This window comes from uncultured Tateyamaria sp. (assembly GCF_947503465.1).
Lineage (GTDB): Bacteria > Pseudomonadota > Alphaproteobacteria > Rhodobacterales > Rhodobacteraceae > Tateyamaria.
Genome location: NZ_CANNDN010000001.1, coordinates 2,183,495 through 2,197,546, shown reverse-complemented (window position 1 = coordinate 2,197,546; position 14,052 = coordinate 2,183,495). Strand labels below are relative to the sequence as shown.

The following is a 14,052-nucleotide window of genomic DNA, read 5'->3' as shown; positions in this document are numbered from 1 at the left end:
CGGTCGACGTCACATCCGCCCTGCAGCTACAAGGGTTGCCCCTGCATCAATCGCGGCAGATCACCAGTCAATCCGGCCGCTTCGCGAATAAAGCTGCGGCGCACCCCGGGAAGGGCATTCACAAGACCCATCCCGATGTCGCGCATGTTGCGGATAAGTATATTATCATTCGAAAACAGCCGGTTGAATCCATCTGTCGCCATGGCAAGCGCCGTGTTGTCGAAGCGGCGCCATTCTTCGTACCGTTTTAGAACGGCACCACTGCCAGGGTCTTCGCCCCGGCGCACGGCGTCGGTGGCAACCTGGGCCAAAGCGGCGATATCGCGCATGCCTGCGTTCAGTCCCTGCCCGGCAATCGGGTGAACACCGTGGGCCGCGTCTCCGATCAGCGCGACGCGATCGGTGGCGAGGGATTGAGCAAGCGACAGGGACAGCGGATATGTGTAGCGCTGCCCGGCGAGGCTGATGTTGCCCAGAAAGTCGCCAAATCTTGGCTTGAGCATCGTCAAGTAGTCGTCATCGGGCAAAGCATGAAAGTGGGTGGCGTTTTCGGCGGTTTCGCTCCAAACGATGGAACTGACATTGCCGGGCAGCGGAAGGATTGCAAGCGGTCCTTGCGGCATGAAGAACTGGTGCGCGATGCCGTTGTGGGGTTTTTCATGGGCGATGGCACAGACCAGTGCCGTCTGGCCATAGCCCCACCCGGTGCGCTTGATACCTGCGCGTTGCGCTGTGCCGCTGTTGCGGCCGTCGGCGCCGACCAACACCTTGCCGGACAGGCACGTACCTGATGCCAGTGTCACGGTCACCGAACCCGGTGCGATATCCTGTGCAACGACAGTTTCCGCAGACAGATGTGTGATCCTGTGGGTGGCGGCCATCGCATCAAGAAGAGCGCGCCGAATATGACGATCCTGAACCATGTAACCCATCGGTCCTTCTTCGATCTCGGCATGGTCGAAGTGCATGAAGAAAGGCGCTGGACCTTCACCCGCGCGGCCATCGGAGACCTTGATTTCAAGGATCGGTTGGCTGTGATCCGTCAGCGCATCCCAAATACCGATGCCGGCAAGCAGTCGTTGTGAGGTCAACGCAACAGCGTAGCTGCGGCCATCGAATGCCGCATTTTTTCGGACCTTTTCGCTGAGCGCGTCGATCACTGTGACCGAATGGCCCGCCTGGGCAAGCGCGAGGGCGAGGATGGGTCCTGACAGACCGCCGCCCACAATCAGGATATCGCTGTCATGCGTCATAGACCGCAATATGGCGGGGTGCTTGGGATTGTCCATGCGCTGCGACGTCGCTACCGTCCGCGCACGTGATCAGAGGGTGAAGCATGCAGGAATGGTTGGGCAAGAGCGCCGCAGACATGGGACGGGCCATCGGTGCAGGTCACGTCGATCCCGTTTCTTTGGCCGAGGCGTTCTTTGACAGGATCGAGGGCCACGCGCTGCGTGACAAAGTCTATGCGAGGTTGACCAAGGATCGGGCCATGTCCGAGGCGTATGCCGCATCCCAAAGGGCCCGGGCGGGTCAACGCCTGTCGATTTTGGACGGCGTGCCGATCAGTTGGAAAGACCTTTTCGATACGGCGGGCGACCGGACCGAGGCGGGATCGAAACTGCTGTTTGGGCGCGTGTCGGATCGGGATGCGGTTGTGGTGCAAAACGCAACGGCGGCCGGGCTGGTGTGCTTGGGCAAGACCCATATGAGCGAACTGGCGTTTTCGGGGTTGGGCCACAACCCGTCTACGGCGACGCCGCCCTGTGTGAACGATGCGGATGCCGTGCCGGGTGGGTCATCCTCTGGGGCGGCAACGTCGGTGGCCTTTGGTCTCGCGCCTGCGGCGATCGGGTCCGATACGGGAGGATCGGTGCGCATCCCCTCGGCTTGGAACGATCTTGTCGGGCTCAAAACAACCCATGGTCGGCTGTCGCTGGAAGGATGTGTGCCACTGTCGTTGAAATTCGACACCGTTGGGCCTCTGACCAAGACGGTCGAGGATGCCGCGTTGCTGATGGCGGCGCTTGCCGGTCAACCGCCCGGCGACTTGCGGGGCGCGCGCCTGAAAGGGCGTCGATTTGCGGCTTTGAAGACAGTGGTGCTGGACGACATTCGCGATGCACCGCGTGCGGCCTATGAAAGCGCGATCGAGCGTTTATGCGCAGCCGGTGCGGTTGTTCAGCCATTGGACGTCCCGGAATTGGAGGAAGCCATGGCGCAAGCCGGGCCTTTGATGCCCGGCGAAGTATATGGATTGTGGCGCGATGTGATCGAAGCGCAGCCGGACGCGATGTATTCAGAAATCCTGCAGCGGTTTCGGTTGGGCAAGGATTTCAGCGCGCCGGACTACAATGCGGCTTGGGCCAAACTTGATATGGCACGGCGCGCGTGGGACACCGCGGTTGCACCCTTCGACGCAGTGCTGGCACCGACAGCGCCCATCCTGCCGCCCAATCTGGCGCGCCTGAACAGCGACACTGATTATTACAAGACAGAGAACCTGCTGGCGTTGCGCAACACCCGGATTGGCAATCTGATGGGTATCTGTGCGCTGACCTTGCCGACGGGTGTACCAAGTTGCGGGATCATGTTGATGGGTGCCGAGAATGGGGAAGAAGCGCTCTTGCGATTGGGCGTGGCGGCAGAAGCTGCGTTGAGCTGATCCAAAGGACGCCTTGCGGCGACACCATCTTTGGGTGACGAGGGGCGCTGCCCCTCGCGCTCCCCGGGATATATCGGGCCGAAAGAAGCGGGGATTGGCGGAATTGCCACAAGGTGACGTTTTGGCGTGGTTTTTCTGGACGGCGGAGTCGTGCTTGGGGTACATTCAGACAAACGGGGCGAAAACGATCCCGAAGCTGAGGCAGTTTTATGAAGTTTCCCGAGCGGTTTTCGAACCTTCCGGCTTACGCATTTCCGCGCTTGCGCGCCTTGCTTGATCATATCGAGCCGGGCGGTGACGTCGTGCATATGACCATCGGGGAGCCCAAACACGCCTTTCCGGCCTGGGTCACCGACGTGATCACGCAGCACGCAGCCGGGTTCAACAACTATCCGCCGAACGAAGGGCTGCCCGAGTTGCGGCAGGCGTTTTGTGATTGGCTGGGCCGCCGATATGGCGGGGCGATGGATGCCGATGCCAACGTGATGCCGCTCAATGGCACGCGTGAGGGGCTCTATAACGCCGGTATGGCGCTGTGCCCCGAGGTGAAAAACGGTCAGCAGCCGGTCGTGCTGATGCCGAACCCGTTCTATCAGGTCTATATGCTTGCGGCGATTTCGACGGGGGCGGAGCCGGTGCTGGTGCCTGCGACGGCTGAGACGGGGCATTTGCCGGACTTTGCCGCGGTTGACCCCGCGATCCTCAACCGGACTGTTGCCTGTTACATGTGTTCGCCTGCGAACCCGCAAGGGGCTGTGGCAGGGGAGCGCTATTGGCGGGACCTGATTGCGCTGGCGGAACGGTATGATTTTCAAGTCTTTGCCGACGAGTGCTATTCCGAGATTTACCGCGATGTCCCGCCAGTGGGAGTGTTGCAATGTATCGGCACTGCCGATCCCGAGCGTGTTGTGGCGTTCCATTCGTTGTCAAAGCGGTCGAACCTGCCGGGGTTGCGATCGGGATTTATTGTGGGTGGGCCAGCGACCATTCGTGAGGCCAAGCAGTTGCGGACCTATGCGGGTTCACCGCTGCCGACGCCCTTGCAGCATGCGGCGGCGGCAGTTTGGGCCGATGAAGAGCACGTTATCGACAACCGCGCGCAGTATCACGAGAAGTACGACATGGCGGATCGCATCCTGGGCAACGTGCCCGGATACATGGCACCGGAGGCCGGGTTCTTTTTGTGGTTGCCCGTGCCCGATGGCGAGGCGGCGGCGTTGAAGTTGTGGCAAGAGACCGGCGTACGTGTTTTGCCAGGCGCTTATCTGGCGCGCGAGATCGACGGGTTCAATCCGGGACATGAGTTTATCAGGGCCGCCCTTGTGGCCCCAAAGGCAGAGACGGAACGGGGCCTGATGGCGATCCGCGACGTTCTTTACGCCACATAAGAAAAGACGAGGCGAGGCATGGCATATCAGACACGGCGAGATCCGCTTTTTGATCACGGGATGCAGGCGGCGTTGGAAAAACGCGGTCGTGAATTGGTGGGCATCGGTCTGCTGATTGCGGGCCTGATCGCGGCGGCGATGATGTTGAGCTATACGCCTGATGATCCCAACTGGATGGCATCCACCGACGCGCCCGTGCAAAACTGGCTGGGCCGGACAGGGGCGTCTGTTGCAGCGCCACTGTTCATGATTGGCGGGTGGGGTGTCTTTGGCATCGCCATTGTATTGATGGTCTGGGGCGTACGCTTTGCGCTGCACCTTGGGACGGAGCGGGCGTTGGGGCGTCTGATCTTTGCGCCTATCGCGATTGCGTTCGGGTCGATCTATGCCGCGACCTTGCAGCCGGGTGAATTGTGGCTTGCCACTCACGGATTCGGTCTGGGCGGGCTCTTTGGTGACACGGTCATGGCCTTAATCCTGACCGTGTTGCCCATCGGATCGAGCTTTGCCGTGAAACTGATGTCGCTGTTGATGGGCATCGGGATTGTGGTGTTCGGCGCATTTGTTCTGGGCTTTACCCGGGCGGAAATTGCGCGCTTGGCACGGTTCCTGCTGGTTGGACTGGTCATGGCCTATGCCCTTTTGATGACTGTTCTGGGCCGCGGCGCAACCGGGGCTTTGCAAGCTGCGCGGACCATGCAGGAACGTCAGGCCGAGCGGCGCGCCGCACGCGAGGCAGAAGCGGCGGAGGCCGAAGCTTATGCCGCTGCAGCGCCGCCTGTGGCTGAATACGACGTGCAGCCTTACGAAGAGGCCGCCAAGCCCAGCCTTCTGTCGCGGGTGCCCAGCCTCATCAAACGGGCTGAACCAACGATGCCGGATGAAATGCCGGAACAAGAACTGGTCGAAGCCTGGACTGATGTGGATGTGGGTGACGGCCCAGGTGACGAACGGATCAAGACAAAGATCGCCAATGTGATCAAATCCCGGGTCCGATCCAACCCGGCCGTGCAGGCCGAAAGCGTGGCACCATTGACCAAGGGGCGTGGTCGTGGTCCCGATCCGCTTGTCCTGAATACAGCGCCGCAACCGATCCTGCCGCCCGAGCCACCGCTGACAGCGGCGGCATCTTTGGGTCGGTCAGAGCCGCCTTTGACTGCGGCCCACGCACCCGAACCACAACAGGCGTATGCGCCTGAGCCAGAGCAGTTGGATGCGCCTATTCCGGAGCCGGTAGAAACGCCTACAATTCCCTTGGCTGAACCTCGCACCGTGGTGCACCAGCCCGCGCGTAAACCGGTGCAGCCCAGCACCCGTGCCCAATTGGAAGCGCAACCGAAGCTGAGTTTTGAAGACACGCACCCGGGCTTTGAACTGCCGCCCCTGAACCTGTTGGAAAGCCCGACCGTCGTGCAGCGCCATCATCTGAGTGACGAAGCGTTGGAAGAGAACGCGCGGATGCTGGAAAACGTGCTGGATGACTATGGTGTGAAGGGCGAGATCGTTTCGGTCCGTCCCGGCCCCGTTGTCACCATGTACGAATTGGAACCTGCGCCCGGTTTGAAGGCCAGCCGCGTGATTGGTTTGGCTGACGATATTGCCCGGTCCATGGCCGCCCTGTCGGCCCGTGTGTCGACCGTGCCCGGTCGGTCTGTGATCGGTATCGAGTTGCCGAATGAGAACCGCGAGAAGGTTGTGCTGCGCGAGATCCTCGCCAGCCGTGATTTTGGTGACGGCAACCAAAAGCTGCCGCTTGCCTTGGGCAAGGACATTGGCGGTGATCCGGTTGTGGCGAACCTGGCCAAGATGCCTCACCTTTTGATTGCGGGCACCACGGGGTCCGGTAAGTCGGTGGCCATCAACACGATGATCCTGTCGCTGCTGTACAAGCTGACGCCCGAGGAATGCCGGTTGATCATGATCGACCCCAAGATGCTGGAACTGAGCGTCTATGACGGCATCCCGCACCTCTTATCGCCTGTTGTGACCGACCCGAAAAAGGCGGTTGTCGCCTTGAAATGGGTCGTAGGCGAGATGGAAGAACGCTATCGCAAGATGTCCAAGATGGGCGTGCGCAACATCGACGGCTACAACGGTCGGGTGAAAGAGGCGCTGGCCAAGGACGAGATGTTCTCGCGTACCGTGCAGACCGGGTTTGATGACGAGACGGGCGAGCCGATCTTTGAGACGGAGGAGTTTGCGCCCGAGGCGATGCCCTACATCGTGGTCATCGTGGACGAGATGGCCGACCTGATGATGGTTGCGGGCAAGGAGATCGAGGCGTGCATTCAGCGGCTGGCGCAGATGGCGCGGGCCAGCGGCATCCACCTGATCATGGCGACGCAGCGTCCGTCCGTGGATGTGATTACCGGGACGATCAAGGCGAACTTCCCGACGCGGATTTCCTTCCAGGTAACGTCGAAAATCGACTCGCGCACCATCCTGGGCGAGATGGGGGCCGAACAACTGCTGGGCATGGGTGACATGCTGTACATGGCAGGTGGGGCCAAGATTACGCGGTGCCACGGACCCTTTGTGAGCGACGAGGAAGTCGAAGAGATTGTGAACCACCTCAAGGCTTTTGGTGCGCCGGACTATGTGTCTGGTGTGGTGGATGGCCCGCCCGAGGACAAGGAAAGTAATATTGATGCTGTCCTGGGTCTGGGCGGGAACACGGATGGTGAGGATGCGCTTTATGATCAGGCGGTCGCTATTGTGATCAAGGATCGCAAATGTTCGACCTCTTACATCCAGCGGAAGCTGGCCATCGGCTATAACAAGGCGGCGCGTCTGGTTGAGCAGATGGAAGACGAAGGTGTCGTCAGCAGCGCCAACCATGTGGGTAAGCGCGAGATTTTGGTGCCCGAGCAGTGATCGGCGGGGAACTGCACAGCTTCGGTCCCCATTGATATCGCATATCACCCGGTCTCGGCCTATATCAGGGCGAAGACCAAAATAAGGAAGGTGAGCGGTATGACCCTTTGGACCCGAGTCGCAGCGTTCGCGCTGGCTGTTGTGACCGCGCAAGCGGCGTGGGCAGACAAGCTGCCATTGAACACGATTTCAAGCTACTTGAACGACTTGCGCACGGCTGAAGGCACGTTCACGCAGATCAATGATGATGGGACGGTCGATACCGGCAAGATCTATATCAAGCGGCCGGGCAAAATGCGGTTTGAGTACAATCCACCCAACGAAGGGTTGGTTGTTGCCAGTGCAAACGCTGTCTACATCGTCGATTCAAAGTCGAACCAGCCGCCTGAAACCTATCCGCTGCGCCGCACGCCATTGTCGCTGATCCTCGCGCGGAATGTGAACCTGTCGCAAGCCAACATGGTCGTAGGTCACGATTTTGACGGCACGGCCACTGTGGTGACAGCGCAAGATCCTGAGAACCCCGAATACGGCAACATACAGATGAAATTCACGGGTGATCCCGTGCAACTGCGTCAATGGGTGATCAACGACAGCGGTGGCGGTCAGACGACTGTTGTACTGGCAGAGTTGAAAACAGGCGGCACGATTTCGAACCGCCTGTTTGATGCGCCGCGTCGAACGACCGACTGACCCCTAGCAGGAGCGCAGCTGCACTGCGTACATGTTAGCGCGCTGATCAACCTCGCCCGCGACACGCATCAACCACGCCTTGTTGCGATAGGACCCGCGCACATAGCCCGTGCGCCCTTCGTGATACGCGAGGTACTGGTTGCGCGTGTCGGTGACGGGAATGCCAAGCCGTGATTGCGTTTCGGCCATGTACCAACCCATGAAGTCGGTGGCGTCACGGATGCGATCACGTCGTGCGATGCGCTTGCCGGTGGATGTCTTGTATTCATCCCACGTCCCGTCCAGCGCCTGGCTGTAGCCATAGGCGCTTGAAATACGGCCAGTCGGGATTACGCCCGCCGCGTAGCGGTATGGGGGCCGCGCATCCGAGATGAATTTGCTTTCCTGATAAATCGTCGCCATCTGCACGTGCACAGGCACGCCATATTTGCGCTCGACTGCCCGGAAGGCGCGAAGGTATTCGGGGCGCTCGGATACAATGGAACAGGCGTTGTCCAACCGGTTGGGGGCCGTACCTGACCCGCCACCACAGCTGGCAGCCAAAAGAACCAAAGCCATCGCGCGAAAGAGTCTGCTCATCTGCCTCACTCGCTTTTTATGTTTTTTGTTAGTTTAGCGAATTTTGGCAGCGGTGGAAATCACGATTTGTCATAGGACAAAGGCAAGGATCACGGGCAGGGCTGCGACGGACATCAGGGTAGATGCGACAACAAGGCCTGCCACCTTGTCTGAATGTGCACCGTATTTCTCCGCCAACAGATAAGAGGTGACTGCCACAGGTGTGGCAACCTGCAGGACAAGAACGCCGAATGCGATCGGGTCCAGTTGAAAATACCGCCCGACGATCCACGCGGTGCCAGTGCACAGCACCAGCTTGACGGCGGAAAGGGCCGCCGCATGCATTAGTCCCTTGACGGACAGGCGTGCAACGGCAACGCCCAACGTGATCAGCATCATCGGGATTGCCATTTGCCCCACAAGGTCCAGCGCATTGGTCAGAAACGTGGGCGTTTGCCAGCCTTGCCACAAGAACACTGCGCCCAGAACCGTGCCCCAAACCAGTGGTTCGCGCAGCACTTTGCCCAGTGACCCGGCCCCGGCGACCAGCCAGATGCCAAACGTGTAGGACCACAGCGCCATGATCGCGAAAACGATGATGGCGTAGCTGAGACCGGTTTCCCCGAACGCGAAAAGGGCGAGGGGCAGGCCAAGGTTGCCGGTGTTGCCAAAGATCAGGGGCGCTGCGTAAGTGCGGGTGTTCAGGCGTGCAAAGCGGACCAGTGCAAGGAAGGCGATCGTGATCGCACCATACGCAACGACCGATGCCACCGACAGGACGCCCAGGGCCGCCGGGTCGATGTCAGTCTGCATGAGCGACACGAAGATCAGGCATGGCAGCGACAGTGTCATCGCCAATTGCGTGACGAACTGAATGCGGTATTCCAAACCCGCCTTGACCCATGCAAACCCGATGCCCGCCAGCAGGAAGACGGGGGCCACGATGTGCAAGACTGTTACGGCCAGGTTCACAGACTGTTTCCAGCGAAATTGCGCTCAATTATTGGACAAGTGTCCCTTGCACCGTGTAGTCACGACCGGTAGGGGGCGCAATGTCATGCTAAGAACACGCGCAAAATATCATCTGGGCCAGGTTGTCCGTCACAAGAAACACCCGTTTCGCGGCGTGATCTTTGATGTGGATCCCGAGTTTTCGAACACCGATGAATGGTACGAGGCCATCCCCGAAGACAGCCGGCCCAAGAAGGCGCAACCATTTTATCACCTTCTCGCCGAGAACGACCAAAGTTATTATGTGGCTTATGTGTCCGAGCAGAACCTTGTGGCCGACTATTCCGGCCAGCCCGTGGACCACCCCGATATTCCTGACCTGTTCGGCCCGTTCGAGGATGGCGCTTATCCGCTGCATTTCCAATTGAATTGACGCGCAGGGCAGAGGACACCTCCGCCTTGCGAGTGACACTTAGTAGCCAAGTGCGCAGCCATCCTTGCGCGGGTCACTTGCGCCTTCCAGGACACCATCGTCGCGCATTAAAATGGCCTGAGCGCCGCCAATCGCCGTGTCCGGTATGCTGACGTTGTGGCCCAAGGCGCTTAATTCATCTCGCACCTGATCCGAATACCCACGCTCAACCTTCATGTCGCCAGCATCCGAGAATGCGCGCGGCGCATCGATGGCGGTTTGCGGATCAAGCCCGAAGTCCGCAAGGTTCGAGACGAAGCGAGCGTGGCCGTTGGGTTGATATGCGCCGCCCATCACGCCGAATGGCATGATCGGTTTCCCACCCTTTGTCAGCATACCAGGAATGATCGTATGCATCGGCCGCTTGCCGCCCTCAAGTTCGTTTGGATGCCCGGCTTCGAGTGTGAAACCCGCGCCACGGTTCTGGAACAGGATGCCGAACTTGTCCGTTGCAATGCCCGACCCGAACCCGTGGAAAATGGAGTAGATCAACGACACTGCCATGCCATCGCGATCCACAACAGTGATGTAGATCGTGTCCTTGTGCACCTGCTCGCTGAGAACCGTGGCGTTCGTCACGGTTTTTTTCGGGTTGATCAGTGCGGCAAGTCGCGCTGCCGTTTCCGGGGCCATCATGTGATCCAGCCGCGTGGTGTAATCTGCGTCTGCCAAGAACCGATTGCGCGCGTCATAAGCCAGTTTTGCAGCTTCGGCTTCGATATGCGCGCGATCTGTGCCCCAGGGGTCCATCCCCGCGATGTCGAAATGGCCCAGGATATTGAGCATGAGATTGGCTGTCGCACCTTGCCCATTCGGGGGATGCTCGACCAACTCAAGGTCCTTGTATGTGCTGCGGATCGGCTTGGTGTCGGTGCAGGCCGTTGTGGCGAAGTCCTCGGCCGTGTGCGTCCCGCCCAAAGCTGTCAAGGTCGCCAACATGTCGTCAGCCACCTCGCCCGTATAGAAAGCGTCGCGTCCGTCTTTCGCGATGCGTCGCAACACGTCTGCCTGGCCCGGTGCGGCAAAGATCTGACCGGTCTGTGGCGCCGCGCCGTTGATCAGATAGGCGGCCCGGGCCGCACCCTGCAAAACGGCCTGATCCTTGGCCCAGTCAAATGCCACGCGCGGGGCAACCGGCACGCCGCGTTCGGCATATTCGATCGCCGGGGCAAGAAGCCGGTCCAGACCAAGGCGACCGACGCGATCCGAAAGGGTGCAAAACGCATCAATCGCGCCCGGGATTGTCACGGCATGGGCACTGTAGGTCGGAACAGTGGTTTCGCCTGCGTCACGCAGGTCCGACGCATTCAAAGCTGCCGGTGCACGCCCCGACCCATTGAGCGCCTGGATCTTGCCATCAGCATCGGACCAAAGGACAAAACAATCGCCACCAATGCCCGTCATCTGCGGTTCGCAGATGCCCAGAAGGAGGGCGCCTGCAATTGCGGCGTCCATGGCATTTCCCCCGGACTTCAGGATGTCGATGGCGGCCTGAGCGGCCAAAGGGTGCGATGTGGCGCACATGCCGGATGTGGCCAGCACCGGCGAGCGTCCCGGCAGATGGAAGTCGCGCATATTTGTCCCCGTCGTGTCGTTGCACGGCGCAACCTAAACGGCTCCGGGGGCTTGTCCACTTGATATTGGGGATGAAGATCCTCGGTGCCGCGCACTGGGTGGGGGCAATTACACGCGACACCGAGGGAAGCTATATGCAGCTACAAGACCGGGTATGATGGGCAAATCGGGCAGGATTGTGGTGGATCGTGGACGCTTTTACGATATCCGCAATTCCCTGCGGGCGGTGCGTCAGGCGACGGCCACGGCCAAGCGCAAGCGCAACAGGTTTTTCATGTCCTGCCGCTGATATGTGACGTCCTTGGCCAGATCCTTGATCAGGAACCACCCGAACCCTCCTTCAGGCATATCGCAGAAATCCACGTCCAGATCCGCGGCCGCCCCTACGGGAGTTTGCCCATCGGGCATGGCGCGCCCTGAATCGACCACTGTCAGATGCAGCCCGTCGTTTTGATGTGTGCAGGTGATTTTGATCGGGCCCTCTGCCGCACCTTCGGGATAGGCATGTTCCACAATGTTATTGAGCGCCTCGGCCATCACCAGTTCGACTGTCCCTGCCTCTTCGATATCAAGCGCCAAAGGTTTCAGTCCCTCAAGAAGCTGACCAAGTGCGTCTCTTACAGCCATGTGTCCACTCACGACCGAGATTTGGATATCAGGCAAGGAGGTTGTGCGGGTCATTGACAGAACTTTCATCTGGATCGGCAAATTCAGGTCTTCAACTCGGTAATGGCCCCATCAAGCGTGGGGAAAACGGGAAACACGCTGTCCATGCGGGTCAGTCGAAACACTTTTTCGACAGTCGGCGTCAGCCCCGCCAACGCGAGCTTCCGCGATTGGCCCATCTGCTTCATGGCGGCGACGATGGCACCCAGCCCGCTTGAATCGATGAACTGCACCTCACTCAGGTCCAGGACGACGGTGTCGTTGCCGCCGTCGGTCGCGCTGCGCATGGCTTCCTTGAACTCGATGGCGACAGCGGCATCAATGCGACTGTCATGAACAGACACCACTTGCAGGCTGTCTTCTGATCGGCTGCGAAGATCCATATGCGCCCTCTTGCAATTCTCTGGTTACATTGTCTGTCTAGGCGGCAATCCTTACTATTCGGTTGCCACCATTCGAACGGAGACATGAGCCATGAAACCAGTTGTCATCGCAGGGGCGTCACGCACCCCAATGGGGGGGTTCCAGGGCGCATTGTCGGATATGTCGGCGTCTGATCTGGGTGGTGTTGCGATCAAGGCTGCGTTGGAGGGTGCAGGCGTCGTAACGGTCGACGAGGTTCTTATGGGCTGCGTGTTGCCCGCCGGGCAGGGCCAGGCGCCCGCGCGCCAGGCCGGATTTGCCGCCGGTTTGGGCGAAGAGGTTCCGGCAACAACCCTCAACAAGATGTGCGGGTCCGGAATGAAGGCTGCGATGATGGCCTATGACCAAATTGCACTGGGTCATGCCGACATCATGATCGCCGGCGGTATGGAGAGTATGACAAATGCGCCCTATCTGCTGCCCAAGATGCGCGGCGGCGCCCGTCTGGGCCATGGGCAGGTTGTGGACCACATGTTTCTTGATGGTCTTGAAGACGCCTATGACAGGGGCCGCCTGATGGGCACATTTGCCGAAGACTGCGCAGAAACCTACCAATTCACCCGCGACGTACAGGACGAATTCGCGCTTACCTCGCTTAGACGTGCCCAGTCGGCCATTGAGACCGGAGCGTTCGACGGAGAAGTCGCGTCGGTTGAAGTCAACTCCCGAAAAGGGGCCGTCGTAGTTCAATCAGATGAGCAGCCGGGCACAGCGCGGCCTGATAAAATCCCGCACTTGAAACCAGCTTTCCGCGACGGTGGCACCGTGACGGCGGCAAATTCGTCTTCGATCTCGGACGGGGCCGCAGCACTGGTTCTTGCCTCTCAAGACGCGGCAGAGCAACAAGGTCTGACCGCTCGCGCCCGCATCCTGGGCCATGCCAGCCACGCGCAAGCACCGGGCCTTTTCACAACTGCACCTGTGCCCGCCGCACAAAAACTGCTCGACCGGATCGGCTGGAGCACGGATGACGTGGACCTTTGGGAGGTGAACGAGGCATTCGCCGTTGTCCCGCTCGCTTTCATGCGCGAAATGGGGGTCAGCCATGATATGGTCAATGTCAACGGCGGTGCCTGTGCCTTGGGTCACCCGATCGGCGCATCCGGCGCCCGCATCATGGTGACATTGCTGAACGCGCTCGAAAAACGGAACCTCAAACGTGGCATCGCCGCGATCTGTATCGGTGGAGGAGAGGGTACAGCCATCGCGATTGAGCGGGCCTAGGTTTCTTCCGACCTAAAATACGACGGGGTCTGGGGCGGCGCCCCAGTCCTGACATGCACCAAAAGGACAAACCGTGCCCGACTACGAAACCCTTTCGAAAACGATCCAAAGCCTGACGGATGGCGAAGATGATACTGTTGCGTTGATGGCAACCGTCGCCTGCGAGGTGCACCACAGCGACGACCGCTTTGATTGGACGGGGTTCTATCGCGTGACAGGCCCCCAGATGCTTAAGATCGGCCCGTATCAGGGCGGTCACGGGTGTCTTCAAATCCCGTTCTCGCGCGGGGTTTGCGGTGCTGCTGCACGCACGGGCAAGGTGCAACTGGTGGCAGATGTCGATGCCTTTCCCGGTCATATCGCCTGCGCCAGTTCAATCCGTTCAGAATTGGTTCTGCCGGTCACGGATGCAGATGACACCCTGATTGCAGTGTTCGATATCGACAGTGATCAACCCGACGCCTTTTCCCAAGGCGACGCCGCCGCGCTCAGCGCGATTCTCCGGGATGTTTTTGCGCGCTCGTGAAAATCTAGCTTGATTTTTCATTTTGCTTTCCCTTACG

At 59.8% G+C, this 14,052-nt stretch carries 13 protein-coding genes; 7 read left to right on the top strand and 6 right to left on the bottom strand.

The window, feature by feature from the left end:
* Positions 1 to 26: 26 nt before the first annotated feature.
* Positions 27 to 1,289 carry an FAD-dependent monooxygenase gene (locus Q0844_RS10925; protein ID WP_299044681.1) on the bottom strand — a complete coding sequence of 421 codons (1,263 nt, stop codon included), beginning with the start codon at positions 1,287 to 1,289 and terminating at the stop codon, positions 27 to 29.
* Between the two features lie 47 nt (positions 1,290 to 1,336).
* Between Q0844_RS10925 and Q0844_RS10920 the strand changes: the two genes are divergently transcribed.
* From Q0844_RS10920 to Q0844_RS10905, 4 genes are all read left to right on the top strand, one after another.
* Positions 1,337 to 2,665, top strand: a complete 1,329-nt coding sequence (locus tag Q0844_RS10920; protein ID WP_299044679.1) for an amidase family protein — start codon at positions 1,337 to 1,339, stop codon at positions 2,663 to 2,665.
* A 209-nt stretch (positions 2,666 to 2,874) separates the two neighbouring features.
* Positions 2,875 to 4,053, top strand: coding sequence for an aminotransferase class I/II-fold pyridoxal phosphate-dependent enzyme (locus tag Q0844_RS10915; protein WP_299044677.1), 1,179 nt, complete (start codon positions 2,875 to 2,877; stop codon positions 4,051 to 4,053).
* A gap of 18 nt (positions 4,054 to 4,071) precedes the next feature.
* A complete protein-coding gene (locus Q0844_RS10910; RefSeq protein WP_299044675.1) occupies positions 4,072 to 6,927 on the top strand; it encodes a DNA translocase FtsK in 2,856 nt (951 codons plus the stop codon).
* A gap of 99 nt (positions 6,928 to 7,026) precedes the next feature.
* Positions 7,027 to 7,620 (top strand): outer membrane lipoprotein carrier protein LolA, encoded by a 594-nt coding sequence (locus Q0844_RS10905; protein WP_299044674.1) that lies wholly within the window; start codon positions 7,027 to 7,029, stop codon positions 7,618 to 7,620.
* A gap of 3 nt (positions 7,621 to 7,623) precedes the next feature.
* Here the strand turns inward: Q0844_RS10905 and Q0844_RS10900 are convergent, their stop codons facing one another.
* Positions 7,624 to 8,199: a lytic transglycosylase gene (locus Q0844_RS10900; protein ID WP_299044672.1), complete on the bottom strand. Its 576-nt coding sequence runs from the start codon at positions 8,197 to 8,199 to the stop codon at positions 7,624 to 7,626.
* Between the two features lie 69 nt (positions 8,200 to 8,268).
* Positions 8,269 to 9,150, bottom strand: coding sequence for an AEC family transporter (locus Q0844_RS10895; protein WP_299044670.1), 882 nt, complete (start codon positions 9,148 to 9,150; stop codon positions 8,269 to 8,271).
* 85 nt (positions 9,151 to 9,235) lie between these two features.
* Between Q0844_RS10895 and hspQ the strand changes: the two genes are divergently transcribed.
* Positions 9,236 to 9,562 carry a heat shock protein HspQ gene (hspQ, locus tag Q0844_RS10890; RefSeq protein ID WP_299044668.1) on the top strand — a complete coding sequence of 109 codons (327 nt, stop codon included), beginning with the start codon at positions 9,236 to 9,238 and terminating at the stop codon, positions 9,560 to 9,562.
* A gap of 39 nt (positions 9,563 to 9,601) precedes the next feature.
* Here the strand turns inward: hspQ and Q0844_RS10885 are convergent, their stop codons facing one another.
* From Q0844_RS10885 to Q0844_RS10875, 3 genes are all read right to left on the bottom strand, one after another.
* Positions 9,602 to 11,176 (bottom strand): gamma-glutamyltransferase family protein, encoded by a 1,575-nt coding sequence (locus Q0844_RS10885; RefSeq protein ID WP_299044667.1) that lies wholly within the window; start codon positions 11,174 to 11,176, stop codon positions 9,602 to 9,604.
* Between the two features lie 231 nt (positions 11,177 to 11,407).
* Positions 11,408 to 11,803: an ATP-binding protein gene (locus Q0844_RS10880; RefSeq protein ID WP_299044665.1), complete on the bottom strand. Its 396-nt coding sequence runs from the start codon at positions 11,801 to 11,803 to the stop codon at positions 11,408 to 11,410.
* A gap of 83 nt (positions 11,804 to 11,886) precedes the next feature.
* Positions 11,887 to 12,225, bottom strand: a complete 339-nt coding sequence (locus Q0844_RS10875; protein WP_299044664.1) for an STAS domain-containing protein — start codon at positions 12,223 to 12,225, stop codon at positions 11,887 to 11,889.
* Between the two features lie 91 nt (positions 12,226 to 12,316).
* Here Q0844_RS10875 and Q0844_RS10870 point away from each other — a divergent pair, with 91 nt between their 5' ends.
* Positions 12,317 to 13,489, top strand: coding sequence for an acetyl-CoA C-acyltransferase (locus Q0844_RS10870; protein WP_299044662.1), 1,173 nt, complete (start codon positions 12,317 to 12,319; stop codon positions 13,487 to 13,489).
* Positions 13,490 to 13,562: 73 nt separating this feature from the next.
* On the top strand, positions 13,563 to 14,015 hold the full coding sequence (locus Q0844_RS10865; protein WP_299044660.1) for a GAF domain-containing protein: 453 nt from the start codon (positions 13,563 to 13,565) through the stop codon (positions 14,013 to 14,015).
* Positions 14,016 to 14,052: the final 37 nt, after the last annotated feature.